The 19,717-nt window shown below is 69.7% G+C and carries 21 protein-coding genes; 5 read left to right on the top strand and 16 right to left on the bottom strand.

Translation table 11 applies throughout. The features are described 5' to 3' along the window. Positions 1-17: 17 nt before the first annotated feature. Positions 18-593 (bottom strand): cob(I)yrinic acid a,c-diamide adenosyltransferase, encoded by a 576-nt coding sequence (locus IE209_RS12475; RefSeq protein WP_189687276.1) that lies wholly within the window; start codon positions 591-593, stop codon positions 18-20. A 160-nt stretch (positions 594-753) separates the two neighbouring features. Between IE209_RS12475 and IE209_RS12480 the strand changes: the two genes are divergently transcribed. Together IE209_RS12480 and gltS are read left to right on the top strand one after the other, a co-directional pair. Continuing rightward, entirely contained in the window at positions 754-1,089 is a 336-nt protein-coding gene (locus IE209_RS12480) for an EF-hand domain-containing protein (protein ID WP_189687277.1), read from the top strand. 160 nt (positions 1,090-1,249) lie between these two features. Next, positions 1,250-2,452 (top strand): sodium/glutamate symporter, encoded by a 1,203-nt coding sequence (gltS, locus tag IE209_RS12485; RefSeq protein ID WP_189687278.1) that lies wholly within the window; start codon positions 1,250-1,252, stop codon positions 2,450-2,452. On the opposite strand, the gene IE209_RS12490 is transcribed toward gltS, so the two are convergent. From IE209_RS12490 to IE209_RS12525, 8 genes are all read right to left on the bottom strand, one after another. Next, positions 2,449-2,844, bottom strand: coding sequence for a RidA family protein (locus IE209_RS12490; protein ID WP_189687279.1), 396 nt, complete (start codon positions 2,842-2,844; stop codon positions 2,449-2,451). The genes gltS and IE209_RS12490 overlap by 4 nt on opposite strands. 40 nt (positions 2,845-2,884) lie before the next feature. After that, complete coding sequence (locus IE209_RS12495; RefSeq protein ID WP_189687459.1) at positions 2,885-3,439, bottom strand: tripartite tricarboxylate transporter substrate binding protein; 555 nt, start codon at positions 3,437-3,439, stop codon at positions 2,885-2,887. Between the two features lie 213 nt (positions 3,440-3,652). Further along, positions 3,653-4,144 (bottom strand): Bug family tripartite tricarboxylate transporter substrate binding protein, encoded by a 492-nt coding sequence (locus IE209_RS12500; RefSeq protein WP_189687280.1) that lies wholly within the window; start codon positions 4,142-4,144, stop codon positions 3,653-3,655. 28 nt (positions 4,145-4,172) lie between these two features. After that, positions 4,173-5,729 (bottom strand): AMP-binding protein, encoded by a 1,557-nt coding sequence (locus tag IE209_RS12505; protein WP_189687281.1) that lies wholly within the window; start codon positions 5,727-5,729, stop codon positions 4,173-4,175. Beyond that, on the bottom strand, positions 5,726-6,703 hold the full coding sequence (locus IE209_RS12510) for an NAD(P)H-dependent flavin oxidoreductase (RefSeq protein WP_189687282.1): 978 nt from the start codon (positions 6,701-6,703) through the stop codon (positions 5,726-5,728). Before IE209_RS12510 ends, IE209_RS12505 begins: the two co-directional genes overlap by 4 nt. A gap of 38 nt (positions 6,704-6,741) precedes the next feature. Then, positions 6,742-7,893, bottom strand: a complete 1,152-nt coding sequence (locus IE209_RS12515; protein WP_189687283.1) for an acyl-CoA dehydrogenase family protein — start codon at positions 7,891-7,893, stop codon at positions 6,742-6,744. A gap of 28 nt (positions 7,894-7,921) precedes the next feature. After that, positions 7,922-8,887 carry a Bug family tripartite tricarboxylate transporter substrate binding protein gene (locus IE209_RS12520; protein ID WP_189687284.1) on the bottom strand — a complete coding sequence of 322 codons (966 nt, stop codon included), beginning with the start codon at positions 8,885-8,887 and terminating at the stop codon, positions 7,922-7,924. An 8-nt stretch (positions 8,888-8,895) separates the two neighbouring features. Next, positions 8,896-9,867: a Bug family tripartite tricarboxylate transporter substrate binding protein gene (locus tag IE209_RS12525; RefSeq protein WP_189687285.1), complete on the bottom strand. Its 972-nt coding sequence runs from the start codon at positions 9,865-9,867 to the stop codon at positions 8,896-8,898. A gap of 131 nt (positions 9,868-9,998) precedes the next feature. On the opposite strand from IE209_RS12525, the gene IE209_RS12530 reads away from it, so the two are divergent. Then, complete coding sequence (locus IE209_RS12530; RefSeq protein WP_189687286.1) at positions 9,999-10,904, top strand: LysR family transcriptional regulator; 906 nt, start codon at positions 9,999-10,001, stop codon at positions 10,902-10,904. Between the two features lie 9 nt (positions 10,905-10,913). Here the strand turns inward: IE209_RS12530 and IE209_RS12535 are convergent, their stop codons facing one another. The 3 genes from IE209_RS12535 to IE209_RS12545 are packed head-to-tail and all read right to left on the bottom strand — an operon-like array spanning position 10,914 to position 12,630. Next, positions 10,914-11,369, bottom strand: a complete 456-nt coding sequence (locus tag IE209_RS12535) for a hypothetical protein (RefSeq protein WP_189687287.1) — start codon at positions 11,367-11,369, stop codon at positions 10,914-10,916. Positions 11,370-11,376: 7 nt separating this feature from the next. Further along, positions 11,377-11,586, bottom strand: a complete 210-nt coding sequence (locus IE209_RS12540; RefSeq protein ID WP_189687288.1) for a hypothetical protein — start codon at positions 11,584-11,586, stop codon at positions 11,377-11,379. A 33-nt stretch (positions 11,587-11,619) separates the two neighbouring features. Next, positions 11,620-12,630, bottom strand: a complete 1,011-nt coding sequence (locus IE209_RS12545; RefSeq protein WP_189687289.1) for a bile acid:sodium symporter family protein — start codon at positions 12,628-12,630, stop codon at positions 11,620-11,622. A 93-nt stretch (positions 12,631-12,723) separates the two neighbouring features. Between IE209_RS12545 and IE209_RS12550 the strand changes: the two genes are divergently transcribed. Beyond that, entirely contained in the window at positions 12,724-13,623 is a 900-nt protein-coding gene (locus IE209_RS12550) for a LysR family transcriptional regulator (protein WP_189687290.1), read from the top strand. Positions 13,624-13,744: 121 nt separating this feature from the next. Next, complete coding sequence (locus tag IE209_RS12555; protein ID WP_189687291.1) at positions 13,745-14,959, top strand: ABC transporter substrate-binding protein; 1,215 nt, start codon at positions 13,745-13,747, stop codon at positions 14,957-14,959. Positions 14,960-15,052: 93 nt separating this feature from the next. On the opposite strand, the gene IE209_RS12560 is transcribed toward IE209_RS12555, so the two are convergent. The 4 genes from IE209_RS12560 to IE209_RS12575 are packed head-to-tail and all read right to left on the bottom strand — an operon-like array spanning position 15,053 to position 19,716. Further along, complete coding sequence (locus IE209_RS12560; RefSeq protein WP_189687292.1) at positions 15,053-15,973, bottom strand: SDR family NAD(P)-dependent oxidoreductase; 921 nt, start codon at positions 15,971-15,973, stop codon at positions 15,053-15,055. Between the two features lie 32 nt (positions 15,974-16,005). Further along, positions 16,006-17,358: an MmgE/PrpD family protein gene (locus tag IE209_RS12565; protein WP_189687293.1), complete on the bottom strand. Its 1,353-nt coding sequence runs from the start codon at positions 17,356-17,358 to the stop codon at positions 16,006-16,008. Positions 17,359-17,369: 11 nt separating this feature from the next. Continuing rightward, positions 17,370-18,530 carry an acyl-CoA dehydrogenase family protein gene (locus tag IE209_RS12570; protein ID WP_189687294.1) on the bottom strand — a complete coding sequence of 387 codons (1,161 nt, stop codon included), beginning with the start codon at positions 18,528-18,530 and terminating at the stop codon, positions 17,370-17,372. A gap of 10 nt (positions 18,531-18,540) precedes the next feature. Next, positions 18,541-19,716: a thiolase family protein gene (locus IE209_RS12575; RefSeq protein WP_189687295.1), complete on the bottom strand. Its 1,176-nt coding sequence runs from the start codon at positions 19,714-19,716 to the stop codon at positions 18,541-18,543. Between the last annotated feature and the right edge of the window lies 1 nt (position 19,717).

A 19,717-nucleotide genomic window follows, 5' to 3' on the forward strand; every position in this document is an offset into this window, starting at 1 on the left:
CGGGCAGCAGCCCGCCTTCAGTCGGCGCTGTCGCCCTCGGCGCGCGCCATGCGCTCGCTCTTCCAGTACACGTCGTCGCCGCCGTCCATGCGGTTGAGCACACGCGCCAGCACGAACAGCAGGTCCGACAACCGGTTCAGGTAGTGGCGCGGTGCCTCGCGCACGGCCTCGGCGCGGCCCAGTGCGACCACGGCACGCTCGGCGCGGCGTGCCACGGTGCGGCAGACATGGGCCTGCGCCGCGGCGCGCGTGCCGGCCGGCAGGATGAACTCGGCAAGGCGCGGCAGCTCGGCGTTGTGGTCGGCCAGGGCCTGGTCGAGCTGCAGCACGGCCTCGGCCTTGAGCAGCGCGTAACCCGGGATCGACAGCTCGCCGCCCAGGTTGAACAGCTGGTGCTGCACGTTCACAAGCAGCGCGCGCACGGCGGCCGGCAGCGGCTCGCACAGCAGCAGGCCCAGGTGCGAGTTGAGCTCGTCGACTTCGCCGATGGCGGTGATGCGCAGGCTGTCCTTGGCGACGCGCGTGTTGTCGCCCAGACCGGTGGTGCCGTCGTCGCCCGTGCGCGTGGCGATCTGCGTGAGGCGCTTGCCCATGCGGTGGTCCTCCTGGGGGTCAAAGCCGGGCATTGTGCCGCTTCCAAATGTGAAGTCGCGCGGCCAGATGTGAGCCCGGCAACAGGGCGAAAGAGTGCTGGCGCGGCGCACGCGCGTTTGCTGCAATGGCCACCCTGCCACTCCACCGACCTTGTCCCGCATGCGCAAGTCCCGCACCCTCGCCCGCTTCGAAGAACACAGCCTGGCCCTGTTCGCCGCCCTGGTGATGGGCGGCTCGGGTGCCGCCGTCCACGCGCGCGAACACGGCAGCCTGGTGCAGGCACAGTTGCAGCAACCTGCACCGCGCGCCGCGCGCGACGAAGCGCACCAGCGCGCGAACGCGGCTTTCGACCGCGCCGATGCCGACGCCGACGGCCGGCTCAGCCGCCAGGAGGCGCAACGCCTGCCGGCCGTGGCCGAACGCTTCGACGAGATCGACAGCGACCGCGACCGCTTCCTCTCGCGCGACGAGTTCCACCAGGGCATCGGCCACTAAAGCCGCGCGGGCGCGATCGCACGCCGCGTCACGCGGTCCGTCGCATACCATCCGCGGGGGCGCGGCCCATCGCATACCATCGTCCGGGGCGGCACTGGTGCCGCACCTCCCCCGGCCGCGCGGCCGGCCGCGGGGATCCACCGAACGAAAGGTATCCCGCATGACCGTGATCCAGCTCGACATCGCGCAGACCGTGGCCGTGGCCGCCGTGCTGCTAGCCCTGGGCGAATTCATCAAGAACCGCGTGCCGCTGTTCTCGCGGTACTTCATCCCCGCGCCCATCATCGGCGGCCTGGTCTTCTCCATCGTGGCCCTTGTCGGCCATCAGACCGGCACCTTCGGCTTCCAGTTCTACGAGAACTTCCGCAGCTTCCTGCTGCTGGTGTTCTTCACGACCATTGGTTTCTCGGCCAGCTTCGAGTTGCTCAAGAAAGGTGGCGTGGGCGTCGCGCTGTTCCTGTTTTGCGCGGTGCTGCTGGTCTGCATCCAGAATGGGGTGGGTGTGGTGTTGGCGCAAGCCATGGGCGCGCATCCGCTGATCGGCCTGGCCGCGGGGTCGATCTCGCTGACCGGCGGCCACGGCACTTCGGCCGCGTTCGGCCCGCTGCTGGAGCAGGCCGGCGCCGTCGGAGCGCTGCCCGCGGCCATTGCCGCGTCCACCTACGGCCTGGTGGCGGGCTGTGTGATCGGCGGCCCCGTGGGCACGCTGCTGATGCGTCGCCGCGGCCTGCGCGGTCCGCGCGACACCGACCCGGCCGGCGCGGCGGCAGTGGCGGTCATGACTGCGACCGAGACCAGCGAGACCAACGACGACACCATCCTGCGCGCCACCATCCTGCTGATGGTGGCGATCGGCCTGGGCACGGTGTTCGTGAACTGGCTCAAGGCCCTGGGCATGACGCTGCCGGCCTACCTGGGGCCGATGCTGGTGGCCGCCGTCATGCGCAACCTTATCGACTGGCGCAACTGGCAGCTGCCGCGCCGCCAGTTCGAGGTGGTCGGCAATGTCTCGCTGGCATTCTTCCTGACCATGGCGCTGATGGCGATGAAGCTCTGGGAGCTGGCGGCCGTGGCCGGGCCGCTGCTGGTGATCCTGCTGGTGCAGACGGCGATCATGTTCGCCTTCGCCTACTTCGTCACCTTCCGCGTCATGGGGCGCGACTACGACGCGGCCGTGATGGCCGCCGGCCACTGCGGCTTCGGCATGGGCGCCACGCCCAACGCTATGGCCAACATGCAGGCCTTCGCGCGCGCCAACGGGCCCTCGTTCAAGGCCTTCTTCGTGATCCCGCTGGTGGGTTCGCTGTTCATCGACTTCTTCAACGCGGTGATCATCACCAGCTTCATGGGTTTTTACCGCTAGACGGGCGCCTCGACCACGGCCACGCATTCGATCTCGATCAGCATGCGCGGGTCGGGCAGCGCGGCGACCACGCAGGTGGTGCGCGCGGGGAACGGCGCCGGGCCGAAGGCAAGGGCATAGCGCACGTTCATCTCGGCCACGTCCTGCGCGCGCGTGAGCAGCACGTTGGCCTTGGCGATGCCGCGCAGGCTGCTGCCGGCCTCGGCCAGGATGGCACGCAGGTTCACGAGGGCCTGGTCGAACTGGGCCGCGAAATCGTCCTCGTCGATGCGGCCGTCGTCGTGGTAGCCCGGCGTTCCCGAGACAAAGACGAGGTTGCCCACGCGCGTGGCGGAGGACAGCGGCGGCGTCTTGGCGCGGACCGGGGCGAAGTAGTCGATGGTGCTGGACATGGCGGCTTCCTTGGTTGCGTGACCCGCCATGTTCGCAGCCTCAATCCAGCGTGATGCCACCGTCCTGGATGGCCTTGCCCCAGATGGGTGTGTCGGTGCGCAGCATGGCGGCGAAGGCGTCGTAGGGATCGCCCGCGGGCACCAGGCCCATCTCCAGCATGCGCGCGTGGATGGGCGCGGCGCGCACGGCATCGACCCAGGCGGCCGAGAGCTTGCGCACGACCTTCTCGGGCGTTCCGGCCGGCGCGAAGATGCCGTACCAGCCATAGGGCTCCAGGCCCTGGATGCCGCTTTCCGCGAAGGTCGGCACCTGGGGCAGGCTGGGGTGGCGCTGGCGGCCCGTGACGGCCAGCACCTTGAGCTTGCCGCCCTGCACCAGGCCCATGGCCGAGGCCAGGTCGGGCCAGGCCGCGCCGATCTGGCCGCCCGTCACATCGGTCAGCATCTGGGCCGAACTCTTGAACGGCGCGTGCACGGTGTCCAGCCCCGTCTGACGGCGGAAGGTCTCGCCCCAGATGTGGGCCGTGGTGCCGTTGCCGGGAGAACGTGCTGACGCCCTATTCGGGGTCGCGCAAGCGCCTTTGCGGGATGGGATGCAAGGCGCAGCGCGCCGCCAATAGCCTCGCTATTGGCAAGCGCTGCAACGCCGCAGACCGCCCGCAAAGACGCTTGCCCGAAGGGTTGGGGCGAAATCGGGCGATTTCTTCGCGCGATCGCTTGCATGGGCATGAGCCCATGCGGCGCGCCCACGCTTCGAACTCATCCCGATTGCGCCCCAACGCGACCCCGAATAGGGCGTCAGCACGTTCTACGTGCCATACGCATGTTTGCCGGGCTGCGACTTCACGAGTGCGATGTATTCGGAAAGCGTGTTGACGGGCGCGTTCGCGGCCACCACGAGCGCATTGGGGCCGCGCGCGAGCAGCGCCACAGGCTGCAGGTCGCGCGAGAAGTGGTAGGGCAGCGACCGCATCAGGAACTGCGTCTGCACGAGGTTGGTCACGCCGATCAGCAGGGTGTGGCCGTCGGCCGGGCTCTTGGCCACGAAGTCCGCGCCCAGCGTGCCGCTGGCACCGGGCTTGTTCTCCACGACCACGGGCTGCTTCCACTGCTCGGCCAGGCGCGCGCCGATCTGGCGCGCGAGGATGTCGGTGGACACGCCGGGGCCCGAGTTCACGATGATGCGCACGGGCTTGCTGGGGAAATCGGGAGCGGGGTCGGCGGTCTGTGCGCTGGCGAATGCCCAGCCGCATGCCAGCGCGGCGCACAGCGTGCGACGCGCGAAAGAAGGTTTTGCCATGTCGTCTCCGGTTGTGGTCGTGCGTGGCTCAGGCCACGTTGCGGCCGCTGCCGGCCCATTCCTGCGCGCGCAGCGCCTTCTTGTCGATCTTGCCCAGCGCCGTCTGCGGCAGCGCTTCGGCGAACACGAGCTGCTTGGGCGCATGCAGCGCACCCTTGCGTTCGCGCACCAGCGCCATCAGCGTCTCGGCCTCGACCTGCTGGCCCGGCCGCAGCACGACCACGGCCTTGACCGCCTCGCCCCACTTGGCGTCAGGCACGCCGATCACGGCGGCCTGGGCCACGGCCGGGTGGCTGCTCAGCACGTCCTCCACCTCGCGCGGGTAGACGTTGAAGCCGCCCGAGACCACCATGTCCTTCTTGCGGTCCACGATGTACAGGCGCCCCTCTTCGTCGCGGCGCGCCACGTCGCCCGTGTGCAGCCAGCCGCCGGCCAGGGCTTCGGCCGTGCGCTCGGGCTGGCGCCAGTACTCGGCCATGACCATGCCGCCGCGCACGCAGATCTCGCCGGCCTCGCCTTGCGGCACGGGCTGCAGCTGGTCGTCGAGCAGCGCGACCTCGCAGGCCGCACTCGCGAAGCCGCAAGCGGCCAGCAGGTGCGGGCGCGCGGGGTCGTGGTCGGCCTTGGGCAGTGCGGCAATCGGGTAGCACTCGGACTGCCCGTACAGCTGCGAGAACACGGGGCCGATGCGCTCCAGCGCCTCGCCCAGGCGCGCGGGCGACATGGGCGAGGCGCCGTACAGCACGAGCTCCAGCGACGAGAGGTCGTGCTTGCCCAGGCCCGGATGGTCCAGCAGCACGTAGACCATGGTGGGCACCATGAGCGCGAAGTTGATGCGTTCGCGCGCGATGGTGGCGAGCAGCCGCTCGGGGTCGAAGCGGTCCAGCAGGTGCACGGTGCCGCCCTTGCAGAGCACGGGCAGCACGTTGGTGCCGGTCACGTGGCTGATCGGCGCCACGGCCAAAAAGCTCGGCCGGCGCGGCAGCTCGAACTCGGCCATCACGGTCAGCGACATCAGCGCATTGGCGGCCGAGGTCTTGACCACACCCTTGGGCTGGCCCGTGGTGCCGCCCGTGTAGTTCAGCGTGGCGATGCCGCTGGCCTGCGAGAGGTCCAGCGCACGGGCCGTGCCGTGCGCTTCGGCCAGACGCAGCAGGTCCCGGCCATAGTCGGCCGGCCCCAGCGTGAGCACCTGCAGACCGGGGCAGCGCGCGGCCAGTTCGCCGCCGCGCGCGCCGAAGCCATGGGCGTCGACGATGAGCAGGCTGGCTTCGGCATCGGCCAGCTGGTAGAGGTGGGCGTCGAGCGCGCCGAGCGGGTGCAGCGAGGTGACGACCGCGCCCAGGGCCTGGGCCGCGACGCCCGCGCACCAGCTGTCCCAGCGGTTGGCGCTGAGCAGGGCCACGCGCTGGCCGCGTTGCAGGCCGGCGGTCTGCAGCACGGCCTGGGCGCGGCCGATGAAGTCCGCGGCCTCGGCATAGCGCACGGGGCGCTCGGCGGTCTGGAAGGCCACGCGCTCCGGAAAGCGCGCGAGCGCGCGCAGCACGAGGCCGCAGTAGGTGGGGTGCTGGTGGGCCGCGTTCATCGCGTCACCCCCGCAACCGCCGGCAGCCAGGCCAGGGCGGCCTGCGCAGCCGCCCGGTACTCAGTGGCCGTCTGTTCCACGAGTGCGGCGACGCTGCCGCGCCGGTCCACGCCCGAGACGCTGTGACCCGCGCTCCAGATGTCGCGCCAGCGCCGGATGCTGCTCTCGCCGCCGCTGCCGTACAGCGCGTTCGCGCGCTCGGCCGTCATGTCGGTCGGCAGCGCCTTGGGGTCCAGCCCAGCGGCGACGATGGACGGGATCAGCGTGTTGGTCTCCAGCCCCGTGAAGGCGCGCGAGAGCAGCACGTCGTCGAGCCGGCTGTCCACCAGCATCTGCTTGTGGCCGTCCTCGGCCATGCTCTCGTCGGTGGCGATGAACTTGGTGCCCATGTAGCCCAGGTCGCAGCCCGCCACCTGCGCGGCCAGCAGCGCCGCGCCGTCGGACACGCCGCCGGCCAGCACGATGGGCCCGTCGTAGAAGGCACGCACGGCGCGCACGAAGGCCAGGCCGTTGGCCCAGCCGGTCTGCCCGCCCGCGCCTGCCGTCAGCAGCACCAGGCCGTCCACGCCTGCCGCGATGGCCTTCCCGGCATGGCGCACCGAGGCCACGTCCGCGAACACCTTGCAGCCGATGTCGTGCAGCGGCGCCACCACGGGGTCGGGTGCGCCCACGCTCGTGATGACCAGTTCCACGCGGTGGCGCAGCAGGCAGGCCAGCTCCTCGCGCAGGTTCTCGCGCCGCATGATGAGGTTAGGGCAGAACGGCGCGTCCTGCGGGCCCAGTTCCTCCGAAAGGCGCGTGAGCCAGTGGTCGAGCTCGGCGATGCCGCGGCAGTTGACCGTGGGGAAGGAGCCGACCACGCCGGCGCGGCAGGCGGCCAAGGTCAGGTCCAGCCCCGACACGCGGAACATCGGGGCGGCGATCAGCGGCAGGCGCAGCCGCTCGCCGAACAGCGCGCGCAGCGCATGGTTCATCTCTTGTCTCCGCTGTTGTTGTGGTCCGGCGGCTGGGATCAGCTCGCGGCTTTGATCATGTTCCGCGCGATCACCAGCTGCTGGATCTGGCTCGTTCCCTCGTACAGGCGGAACAGGCGCACGTCGCGGTAGAAGCGCTCGATGCCGTGGTCGGCCACGTAGCCCGAGCCACCGAAGATCTGCACCGCGCGGTCGGCCACCTTGCCGCAGATCTCGGACGCGAACAGCTTGCAGCACGAGGCTTCTGTGGAGACGTTCTCGCCGTTGTCGCGCCGGCGCGCGGCGTCGATGACCATGCAGCGCGCGGCATAGGCCTCCATCTTGCTGTCGGCCAGCATGGCCTGCACGAGCTGGAACTCGGCGATGGGCTGGCCGAACTGGCGGCGCTCCATGGCGTAGCGCAGTGCGTCGTCCAGCATGCGCTCGGCCGCGCCCACGCAGATCGCGGCGATGTGGATGCGGCCTTTCTCCAGCACCTTCATCGCGGTCTTGAAGCCCTGGCCTTCCTTGCCGCCGATGATGTTCTCGGCCGGCACGCGCACGTTGTCGAAGGTCACGTCGGCCGTGTGCGCGCCGCGCTGGCCCATCTTCTTGTCGGGCTTGCCGACCGTGATGCCGGGCGACTTGGCGTCGACGATGAAGGAGGAGACGCCGCCCGCGCCCTTGTTGTTCGGGTCGGTGCGCGCCATCAGCGTGAAGATGCCGGCCGTGGGCGCGTTGGTGATGAAGCGCTTGCTGCCGTTGACGAGGTAGTGGTCGCCCTCCCGACGCGCCGTGGTGCGCAGCGAGGCCGCGTCGGAACCGGCCTCGGGCTCGGTCAGCGCGAAGCTGGCGGTCAGCTCGCCGCTGGCCAGCTTGGGCAGCCAGTAGTCCTTCTGCGCCTGCGTGCCGTCGATCAGGATGCCCTGCGAGCCGATGCCCACGGTGGTGCCGAACAGCGAGCGGAAGGCCGGGGAGGTGCGGCCCATCTCGAACATGATCAGCGACTCTTCCTCCATGGTGACGCCCAGGCCGCCGTACTCCTCGGGCACGGTCAGGCCGAACAGGCCCATGGCCTTCATCTCCTGGACGATGTCCTCGGGGATCTGGTCGGTCTCGGCCACGGTGTTCTCGGCCGGGATCAGGCGCTCGTTGACGAAGCTGCGCACGCTGTCGAGGAAGGCCTGGGTGATTTCGGGGTCGCGGATCATGTCGGGTCCATCAAGGGTCGGTTGAAACTCATTCGTCCATCGAGAGACCGGCGGCCTCGACGGTCTTGTTCCAGCGCTGGCGCTCGGCGTCGATGAAGCGGCCGAACTCCGCAGGTGTGTTGCCCCCGGGTTCGGCGCCCAGGGCGCGCAGGCGCTCGGCGTTCTCGGGTGCCACCAGCACCTGGCGGGCGCTCTGCTGGATCTTGTTCACGATGGCCGGCGGCGTGCCGGCCGGGGCCATGAGGCCGAACCAGGCCGTGACCACCATGTCGGGCACGCCGGCTTCGGCCATGGTGGGCACTTCGGGCAGCTGCGGGCTGCGTGTGGCGCCGGTCACCGCCAGGGCGCGGAACTTGCCGCCCTGGATCTGCGCGATCGAGCTCGGCAGGTTGTCCACCATGAACAGATACTGGTTGGCCAGCAGCGCGGCCACGGCCGGACCGGCGCCCTTGTAGGCCACGTGCTCTGCACGCGTGCCGGTGCGCTGCAGGAACATCTCGCCCGACAGGTGCGGCGACTGGCCCTTGCCCGAGGAGCCGAAGGCATGCTTGGCGGGCTCTGCCTTGAGCTTGGCGACCAGCTCCTTGGCGCTCGTAATGCCCGACCCAGCGTGGACCACGAGCACGTTGGGCACCGAGACGGCCAGCGTCACAGGCGCGAAGTCGCTCGCCTTGTACGGCAGCTTCTTGTACAGGCTGTAATTGATCGCGTTGGGGCCGATGTTGCCCATGATCAGCGTGTGGCCGTCGGGCGCCGAGCGCACCAGCTGCTGTGTGCCGATGATGCCCGCGGCGCCGGCCTTGTTGTCGACCACCACGCTCTGGCCCCAGGCCCGCGCGAGGCCGTCGGCCAGTAGCCGCGTGACGATGTCGGTGGTGCCGCCCGGCGCGGCCGGCACGATGATGGTGACGGGCTTGGTCGGCCAGGCGTCCTGCGCGAAGGCGGGTGCGGCGAGCGCCAGCGCGGCGATCCAGGAGACGACGTGCTTGGACATCGCGGCCCTCACTCGAACTTCATGCCCTGGGTGACGCCGCGCCACATCTCCAGATCCTTGCGCTGCTGCTCGGCCAGCACGGCGGGCGCGCCGCTCCACATGTCGTAGCCCTGCTCGGCCCAGAGCTTGCGCAGGCCTTCGTCGGCCAGCGTGCGGTTGACGGCGGTGTTGACCAGGGCCACCTGCTCGGTCTTCATCTGGGCCGGTCCGTAGACGCCGTACCAGCCGATCACCTCGTAGCCGGGCAGGCCGGCCTCGCGCATGGTCGGCACGTCGGGCAGCGAGGCGTTGCGCTCGCGCGAGGTCACGACCAGCGGGCGCACGCGCTGGGTCTGGATGTAGTTGCGCGCCGTGCTCACGATGTCGAACATCATGGTCAGCTGGCCGCCGATCACGTCGGCCATGGCCGGCGCGTTGCCCTTGTAGGGCACGTGCGTGAGCGTGATGCCGCTCTGCTTGGCGAACAGCTCGCCCGACAGGTGGTTGGACGCACCCATGCCGGCCGAGCCGTAGGACACCTTGCCCGGGTTGGCCTTGGCGTAGGCGATCAGCTCCTTGAGGGTCTTGATCGGCAGGTCCTTGTTGATGACCAACGCGTTGGCGTAGCTCAGCACGGGGGCCAGCGGCGTCAGATCCTTCACCGTGTCGAAGGGCATGCTCTTGATCACGTGCGGCGTGATCGTGAGCGTGGGGCTGGCGCCGAAGTACAGCGTGCTGCCGTCCGGTGCCGAGCGCGCCACGGCCTCGCCGCCCAGCGCGCCGGCCACGCCGGGCCGGTTCTCCACGATCACCGTGCGGCCCAGCTCGCGGCCGAACACCTGGGCGAACTGGCGCGCCGCCGTGTCCACCGGGCCGCCGGCCGCATAGCCCACGACCAGGCGCACGGGCTGCTGGGCCCAGGCGGGTGCGGCGGCACACAGCAGGCCGAGCAGGCTGGCCAGCACGCCTCGGCGGACGGAACGGTGAAGGGTCGGCAGCATGGGGGTCTCCTGATGGTTGTGTGGTGGGTCTGTGCCCGAGCGGCGAGGATGGCACCGTGCCGCTGCCGCAGCCATCAGTTTTTGGCAAAGGGGGTGTTCAGCGGCTTGCGGTACGCTCGCGGCCCCACGCCATGCACTTCGACCTGTTCGACCTTCGCCTGTTCGTCTACGTCGCCGAGGAATCCAACCTGCGGCGCGGGGCCGAGCGCGCCTGCATCTCGCTGGCGGCGGCCAGCACACGCATCAAGCAGCTGGAAGACAACATCGGCGCCAAGCTGTTCTACCGCAAGCCCCAGGGCGTGGAACTGAACCCGGCGGGCGAGGCCCTGCTGCACCACGCGCGCAAGGTGCTGCAGCAGGTGGACCACTTGAAGATCGACCTGCGCGACTATGCCCAGGGTGCCAAAGGACACGTGCGCGTGCTGGCCAACACCACCTCGATCACGAGCGCCCTGCCCTCCGCGCTGGCCAGCTTCCTGGCCCAGCACAAGGACGTCAGCATCGACCTGCGCGAGCGGCTCAGCCACGAGATCGTGATCGCGATCCACGAGGCCCATGCCGACATCGGCCTGGTGGCCGGCAACGTGGACACCCAGGGCCTGGAGGTGCGCGACTTCGTGGCCGACGAACTCGTGGTCGTGGTGCCGGCCCGGCATGCCATGGCCACCTTGGCGCAGATCGACTTCGTGCAGACGCTGGACGAGCCGCACATCTCGCTGGCCGAGGGCAGCGCGCTGGCCAACTTCCTGCCGCCGCTGGCCCGAAGCATCGGCCGCAACCTGGAGTTCCGCATCCAGGTGTCCAGCTTCGAGTCGATCTGCCTGCTGGTGGAGGCCGGCGTGGGCATCGGCATCCTGCCGCGCTCCTCGGCCGCGCGCCACGCGCGCACCATGAAGCTGGCCCTGGTGCCGCTCACCGACGCCTGGGCCCAGCGCGAAACCAAAATCGTCAACCGTGCCGGCCAGCCGCTGCCGCGGCTGGCGGCGGAGCTGGTGCGGCACCTGGCGAATTTCAGCTTCGCGGACCGGCTGCTGTAGCCCGCGTGCCTACAGCTGGGACTTGAGGCGCTGCAGCACGTCCCGGTCGATGCGGTCCTTGTCGCGGTAGTCGGTCTTGGTCTTGAGCAGGCCTTCGATGTCCAGCGTGCGGATGTCCACGCCGTCCACCGTCACGGTGCGCACGTGGGGCTGCAGGCTTTCGTAGGTCTGGCCGTTCGCTGCGAACAGCAGGTCGATCAGCAAGGTGTCGGCCACCCGGATGTTCTCGGGCTCGTCCGGCGGCACCTCGAACCACTGGGGGTCCAGCTCCTGGCTGGACGGCAGGAAGGACAAGGCACGGATCACACGGTGGCCGTTGTCGATGGAGGAAGGCAGCAGCAGGTCGATGTCTTCGGTCGCCCGGACGAAGCCGTTCAGCCGCACGGCCTGCCCGCCGACGAGGATGTACTGCACCCCCTCGGCCTGCAAGCGGCGCAGCAGATCGAGCAGGCCATCGGCGTCCATGGTTCGCTCAGCGTCGGGCGTTCAGCAGGCGCGCCGTGGCCAGTTGGCGCGCGTCGTCGGCGGCGTTCATGGCGCGGTGCGTGGCGCGCGTGACGCCGGGTGGGCGCGGGACGCGCAGACTGCCCAACATCGCATCGAGACTGCGGCCACGCCGCAGTGCCTCCGCCGGATCGAGGATCAGCTCGGAGCGGTCACGCTGGCCAACGGTACGGGTCATGTTGATGATCCTAGCAGCCAGCCGGCTACGCGCTCAGCGTTGCGGGCCAGCCGCCACGCCTGCCGGCACCTCGACCGGCGCCTGCACGCGCTTCGCATAGCGCTGTGCCAGCACCGCGCAGACCATCAGCTGCATCTGGTGGAACAGCATGAGCGGCAGCACGATGGCGCCGGCCACGTTGGCCGCGAACAGCACCTTGGCCATGGGCACGCCGCTGACCAGGCTCTTCTTGGAGCCGCAGAAGACGATGGTGATCTCGTCCTCCTTGGAAAAGCCCAGGCGGCGCGCGGTCCAGGTCGTGGTCACGAGCACCAGGCCCAGCAGCACGGCACAGCACACCAGCAGGCCGGCCAGTGCGCTGAGCGGCACCTGCGACCACAGGCCATCGATCACCGCATGGCTGAAGGCCGCATAGACCACGAGCAGGATGGAGCCCTGGTCCACCACCTTCATGACGGACGCGCGGCGCTGCAGGAAGCCGGCCAGCCAGGGGCGCAGCAGATGGCCCGCGATGAAGGGCACGAGCAGCTGCAGGCCGATGCGGCCCATGGCGTCCAGCGGGTCGCCCATGCCGGCGTTCTGCGACAGCAGCACGCCGACCACGAGCGGCGTGAAGGCCACCCCCAGCAGCGTGGAAGCCGAGGCGCTGCACACGGCCGCCGGGATGTTGCCGCGCGCCATCGACACGAAGGCAATGGCCGACTGCACCGTGGCCGGCAGCGCGCACAGGAACAGGATGCCGGTGTACAGCTCGGGCGTGACCAGCGGCTGCAGCAGCGGCTTGAGTGCCCAGCCCAGCAGCGGGAACAGCACGAAGGTGGCGGCCACCACCACCAAGTGCAGCCGCCAATGGCCGATGCCCGCGAAGATGGCCTGGCGCGAGAGCTTGGCACCGTGCAGGAAGAACAGCAGGCTCACGGCCGCGGTGGTGACCACCTCCAGCACCTGGGCCAGGCGGCCGGAGGCCGGCAGCAGGCTGGCCAGGATGACCGTGGCGACGAGGTAGAGCGTGAAGTTGTCGGGCAGCAGGCGGGAGCGGGCCATGAGAGGAAGACAGGAAACGGGAATGCCGTGATTGGACCGCGCCGGGCGGCCAAAGAGAAATGGATTGATCTGATGGATCTATGATTCCGCCGCATGAATGTGAGCCTGCGCCAGTTGCGTGTGTTCCAGGCCGTGGCGGCGCAGGCCAGCTTCACGCGTGCCGGCGACCAGATCGGCCTGACCCAGCCGGCCGTGAGCCGCTGCGTGACGGAGCTGGAGCAGCAGCTGGGCCTGAAGCTGCTGGACCGCACCACGCGCGAGGTGGTGCTGACCGAAGCCGGCCGCAGCCTGGCCGCGCGGCTGGAGCGCGTGCTGGACGAACTCGACACCATGCTGCTGGACGTGCGCGGCCTGGCCACGCAGCGCCAGGGCCGCGTGCGCGTGGCCAGCAGCCCCACGCTGTCGGCCAACCTGCTGCCCGCCTGCATCGCGCGCTGTCGCCTCGAACACCCCGGCCTGGAGCTGGTGCTGCTGGACCGCATCCAGCACGACGCGCTGGCCAGCGTGCTCGCGGGCGAGGTGGACTTCGGTGTGGTGATCGACCCCGTGCAGAGCGCCGACCTGCAGGCCGAGACCATCCTGACCGAGCCCTTCTGCCTGGTCTGCCCTGCCGATCACCTGCTGGCACGGCGCCGCAGCGTGCGCTGGACCGCGCTGGCCGGCGAGCCGCTGGTGCTGCTGGACCATGCCTCAGGCAGCCGCCGGCTCATCGACGAGGCGCTGCGCGCGCACGGCGTGCAGGCGCCCGTGGCGCAGGAGGTCGGCCACCCCACGACTATCTTCCGCATGCTGGACGCCGGGCTGGGCATCTCGGTCGTGCCCCTGCTTGCGCTGCCGCCGGGCGGGTTGCCGGGCCTAGTGGCGCGGCCGCTGCTGCCGCGCGTGGAACGCCGCGTGGTGCTGGTGCGGCGCAGGCACCGCGCGCTGGCGCCGGTTGCCCAGCTGGCCTGGGATCTGGTGCGCCGGGTGGCGGGCGAGCGCGCAGGCGACTGAGGATCGATTGCGCCAATGCGCGTGATCGCTTCGGCCATGGTGCCGGGGCCGGCCGCCGGCCATAGTCCGCGTTCGCCCGCGCCGCAGGGCGCGCCAAAACCATTCCAAACCCGGAGACTCCATGCGCATCACCCGCCGCACGCTGGCGCTGTCCACCACCGCCCTGGCCGGCAGCTTGCTGGCCCCCCTCGCCTTCGCCCAGAAGCAGTACGACCCCGGTGCCAGCGACACCGAGATCCTGCTCGGCATCCCGATGCCGCTGTCGGGCCCGGTGTCGGGCTACTCCATCATCGGCAAGGTGGCCGAGGCCTATTTCGCGCGGGTCAATGCGCAGGGCGGCATCCACGGCCGCAAGGTCAAGCTGCTCATGGTCGACGACCAGTACTCGCCGCCCAAGACCGTGGAGGTGGCGCGCCGCCTGGTCGAGCAGGAGCAGATCCTGGCCTGGTTCAGCAGCCTGGGAACGGCCAGCAACATGGCGATCCAGCGCTACATGAACGCCAAGAAGGTGCCGCAGCTGTTCCTGCAAAGCGGCGCCAGCCAGTTCGACAACGCCAAGCAGTACCCCTGGACCACGCCCATGCTGGGCAGCTACCGTGGCGAGGGCAAGGTGTTCGCCAGCCACATCGCGGCCAACAAGCCCGGCGCCAAGGTCGCGATCCTGATGCAGAACGACGACCTGGGCCGCGAGATCCTGAAGGGCCTGCAGGAAGGTCTGGCCGGCAAGAATGCGAGCCTGGTGGCGCAGGCCACCTTCGAGGTGACCGACCCCACGGTGGACTCGCAGATCGTGCAGCTCAAGGCCTCAGGCGCCGACGTGCTGGTGCTGGCGTCCACGGCGCGCACCACGGCCCAGGCCCTGCGCAAGGCGGCCGAGATCGGCTGGACACCCGAGCGCTACGTGAACATCGCCGGCGCCTCGGTCAAGATGGCCATGGAGCCGGCCGGTGCCGACAAGGCCAAGGGCGCGATCACGCTGGCCTACACCAAGGACCCCGGCTCCAAGGCCTGGGACAACGACCCCGAGATGAAGGCCTACAAGGACCTGCTCAAGACCTACGCGCCCGGCGTGGACCCGCTCAACAGCTCGGGCGTGACGGGCTACGTGGCAGCCCAGCTCATGGCCCACGTGCTGCGCGAGTGCGGCGACAAGCTCACGCGCGAGAACATCCGCCGCATCGCGAGCAACCTCCAGAACCCCAAGGTGGAGCTGCTGCTGCCCGGCGTGACGATCGCCAACAGCGCCGAGGACCTGCATGCCGTGGCCGCCATGCAGCCGGTGCGCTACAACGGGGTGGACCTGGAGCCGATCGGGAAAGTGGAGAGCCTGAAGTAGTCAGCGCCCCACAAGCGTCAAGGCCGCGGTGACTGTGCGTGACCGCGGCCTCTTTTCATGGGCTGCCACGCCGGGCCGGCGCGGCATCGAAGCTCAGACCGGATCCCAGGTGAACACGTCGCCCGAGCGGTCCAGGTCGAAGTAGCTGGCCTTCATGGCCGGCAGCGCGTGGCTCAGCACGGACTCGGGCGTCCAGCCTTCGGAGCGGTGCACCGAGCGCACCGGACGCGGCTGGCTGATCAGGAAGATCTCGTTGTTGCGCACGGCGAAGATCTGGCCGTTGGTGTCCTTGGACGCATCGCTGCACAGCGCCACGGCCAGCGGGGCGATCTTGGCCGGCGTCATCTGCTTGATGCGTTCCACACGCGCCTTCTCGGCCTCGGTCTCGGTCGGGATGGAGCCGATCATGCGGCTCCAGGCGAACGGCGCGATGCAGTTGCTGCGCACGTTGAACTTCTGCATGTCCAGCGCGATGGACTTGGACAGCGCGGCCAGGCCCAGCTTGGCGGCCGCGTAGTTGGCCTGGCCGAAGTTGCCGATCAGGCCCGAAGTGCTGGTCATGTGCACGAACACGCCGGAGTTCTGCTCCTTGAAGTGCGTGGCGGCCGCGCGGCTCACGTGGTAGCTGCCGTACAGGTGGACCTTGATGACGGCGTCCCATTCCTCGTCGCTCATCTTGTGGAAGAAGCGGTCACGCAGGATGCCGGCGTTGTTCACGACGCCGTCGATGCGGCCGAAGCTGTCCAGCGCCGAGGTCACGATGCGCGCGCCGCCGCGTGCATCGGACACGCTGTCGGTGTTGGCCACGGCCTCGCCGCCCAGCGCCTTGATCTCGTCCACGACCTTCTGCGCGGGGCCGGCGTCGTTGCCTTCGCCGCTCACAGACGCGCCGATGTCGTTGACCACCACGCGTGCGCCGGATCGGGCCAGCGCCAGCGCGATGTCGCGGCCGATGCCGCCGCCCGCGCCCGTCACGACCACGACCTTGCCGGCCATCAAAGTTTGCTCGCTCATCTTGTGTGCTCCTTCGTCTTGGAAATCCATGTTCACAGCAGCGCGGTGACGCGCGGCCACTCGGCCATGCGCCACACGCGTTCGGCCACGCCGCGCGTTTCGTCCGCCGTGGCGCCGTTCGCATAGGCCGCCAGCTGCAGCGCCTTGGCTTCGATCTCGGCGCGGCTCAGCGTGTTGCCGGGGTCGCCCTTGGGCTCGTCCACGCGGCCGTGCAGCGTGCGGCCATCGGTGGTCCGCACCGTGACCTTGCCGATCCAGCGCCGAGGGTAGGCGCCGTCGACCTCGGGGTCGAGCACCATGGTGACTTTGTCGCGCAGCGCGACCACCTCGGGGCTGCGGAAATGCGCATCGAACTCGGCCAGGCCCGCGCGGTCGAACGCGCCGATCAGGCCCAGCACCGTGCCCATGGAGAACTTGCTCTGGTGCACCGTGCGCGGGTCGGTCACGGGGCCCAGCACGTCGATGGCGCCCTGGTGCACGTGGGTCGTGACCTGGGCGATGTCGGCGGGCTTGAGGCCATGCGCGCGCACCACCTGCTGCAGCGCGTCGGCCGCGGGGTGCGTATGGCGGCACGAGGCGTGGTACTTGAACGAGGTCTCGGCCAGCGTCCAGCGCGTGCCCAGGCCATCGGTCAGCTTGGCCGGGTCGGCGTCGGTGGACATGCCAGCGCCCATGCCCTGCGGGCCTTCGAGGATGCGCTGCGCACCCGTGAAACCGTCCTGCGCCAGGTAGGCGGCCAGCAGGCCGTCGCTGGCGGCCTTGGCCGTGTGCAGTTGCTTGCTGTCGGCCGCGTCGCGCAGGAACTCCCACAGGCCGGCGGCCTGGGTGCCGGCCGAGCCGAAGGCGTGCAGCATCTTCCCCGCGTCCAGGCCCAGCAGGCGGCCCACGGCGGCCGCGGCCGCCACGGTGCCGGCCGTGGCCGTGGTGTGGAAGATGCGGTAGTGCGAGCGGCCCAGGAACTCCCCGACGCGGATGCCGATCTCGTAGCCGGCCACCGAGGCCACGAGCAGGTCGCGGCCCGAGGCGCCGATGGCCTGGGCCACGGCCAGCGCGGGCGGGAACACCACGGCCGCGGGGTGGAACACCGAGCCGTTGTGCACGTCGTCCTGCTCGGCCACGTGCGAGGCCGCGGCGTTGACCATGGCGGCGAACAGCGGGCTGGAGCGCGTGCGCGAGATCAGCACCTCGCTTGCGCCGTCGCTCGGCCCCATGGCGCGCGCGACAGTGGCGATGGACTCGACCGCGCGCGAGCCCTTGCCGGCCAGCACCGAACCGAACCAGTCGAGGAAGAGGTCCTCGGTGCGGCGCAGCACGGGCGCGGGGATATCTTCGAACTGCAGGCCGGCGGCGAAGGCGGCCAGTTCCTTGCTGGGATGGTCACTCATGGCTGGCTCCCTCAGAACGAGCGCGGCAGGCCGAGGATGTGCTCGGCCACGTAGGAGAGGATCAGGTTGGTGGAGATCGGCGCGACCTGGTACAGCCGCGTCTCGCGGAACTTGCGTTCCACGTCGTATTCGCAGGCGAAGCCGAAGCCGCCGTGGAACTGGATGCAGGCGTTGGCCGCCTCCCAACTGGCCTTGGCCGCCAGGTACTTGGCCATGTTGGCCTGCGCGCCGCAGGGCTGGTGCGCGTCGAACAGCTCGCAGGCCTTCCAGCGCATGAGGCTGGCGGCCTCGACCTCGATGTAGGCCTCGGCGATGGGGAACTGCACGCCCTGGTTCTGGCCGATCGGGCGGCCGAACACGATGCGGTCCTTCACGTACTTGGAGACGCGGTCGATGAACCAGTAGCCGTCGCCGATGCACTCGGCCGCGATCAGCGTGCGCTCGGCGTTCAGGCCGTCCAGGATGTACTTGAAGCCCTGGCCTTCCTCGCCGATCAGGTTCTCGGCCGGGATCTCCAGGTTCTCGAAGAACAGCTCGTTGGTCTCGTGGTTGACCATGTTGAGGATGGGCCGCACGGTCATGCCGCTCTTCTCGGCCTGGCGCAGGTCGACCATGAAGATGGACAGGCCTTCGCTCTTCTTCTTCACGTCCGCCAGCGGCGTGGTGCGCGCCAGCAGGATCATGAAGTCGGAGTGCTGGATGCGGCTGATCCAGACCTTCTGGCCGTTGACGACGTAGCGGTCGCCCTTCTTCACCGCCGTGGTCTTGATCTTGGTGGTGTCCGTGCCCGTGGTGGGTTCGGTCACGCCCATGGACTGCAGCCGCCATTCGCCGCTGGCGATCTTGGGCAGGTAGAACTCCTTCTGCGCCTTGGAGCCATGGCGCAGCAGCGTGTTCATGTTGTACATCTGGCCGTGGCAGGCGCCGGAGTTGCCGCCGGCGCGGTTGACCTCCTCCATGATCACCGAGGCCTCGGTCAGGCCCAGGCCGGAGCCGCCGTACTCCTGCGGGATCAGCGCGGCCATCCAGCCGGCCTTGGTCAACGCATCGACGAATTCTTCGGGGTAGGCGCGCTTCTCGTCGACCTTGCGGAAGTACTCGTCGGGGTACTCGGCGCACAGGGCGCGCACGGCGTCGCGGATGTCCTGGTACTTGTCTTGGGTGGTGCTCATGGCAGGGTTCTCACAGGGTTTCGGCCAGGCCGAGGATGGCGGTGGCCTGGCTGGACAGCGTGCCGCCGTTGCCATGCGCGAGTGCCGTCTTGGCACCCGCGATCTGGCGGTCGCCGCAGTTGCCGCGCAGTTGCCGCACGCCTTCGATCAGCGCGAAGATGCCATACATGCCGGGGTGCACGCACGAGAGGCCGCCGCCGTTGGTGTTGACGGCCAGGCGCCCGCCCGGGGCGATGGCGCCGTTCTCCACGAAAGGACCGCCCTCGCCCTTCTTGCAAAAGCCCAGGTCCTCCAGGAACAGCAGCACGTTGATCGTGAAGGCGTCGTACAGCGCGAGCACGTCGATGTCCTTGGGCGCCAGGCCCGCCATCGCGAAGGCGGCAGCGCCCGAGTCCTTGGCCGCCGTCACGGTCACGTCGTGCATGGACGAGATCTGGCGGTTCCAGCAGGCCGTGCCGTTGCCCAGCACGTAGACGGGCTTGTTCGGCAGGTCCTTCGCGCGCTCGGCACGCACCAGCACGTAGGCGCCGCCGCCGTCGGTGACCAGGCAGGCGTCGCGCACCGACAGCGGATCGCTGACCATGCGGGCCTTCAGCACGTCCTCGATCGTGAGCGGGTCGCGCAGGAAGGCCTCGGGGTTCTTCTGCGCCCACTGGCGCGCGGCCACGGCGACCTCGGCCAGCTGGCGCCGCGTGGTGCCGTACTGGTGCATGTGGCGCGCCGCGGCGAGCGCATAGGCCGACAGCGGCATCATGGGCTCGTAGGGCATCTCGTAGGGCTGCGGGTCCAGGAACCTGCGGCTGGCCACGACCTCCTTGCGGCCGAAGGTGGCGGTGCGCTGCGTGCTGCCGTAGCAGACCAGCACCGCGTTGCACTGGCCCGATTCGAGCGCGTGCATGGCCGGCAACAGATGGGCGATGAAGCTGGAGCCACCGATCATCGTGGAGTCGATGTACGAAGGCCGGATGCCCAGGTGCTCGATGACGGGCATGGCCCACATGGTGGCGGCGGCACTGGCCGTGCACAGGCCATCGATGTCGCCCATTTTCAGGCCGGCATCGGCCACGGCCTGGCGGGCCGAGATGGCCAGCAGCTCCATGTCGGTGTAGCCCGGCGCTTCGCCGCAGCCGAAGGTGGCCACGCCGGCGATCGCGGCACGGCCGCGCAGTTGTTTCCAATCGCTCATC

Origin of the sequence: Pseudorhodoferax aquiterrae (assembly GCF_014652235.1) — a bacterium.
GTDB classification, from domain to species: domain Bacteria; phylum Pseudomonadota; class Gammaproteobacteria; order Burkholderiales; family Burkholderiaceae_C; genus Pseudorhodoferax; species Pseudorhodoferax aquiterrae.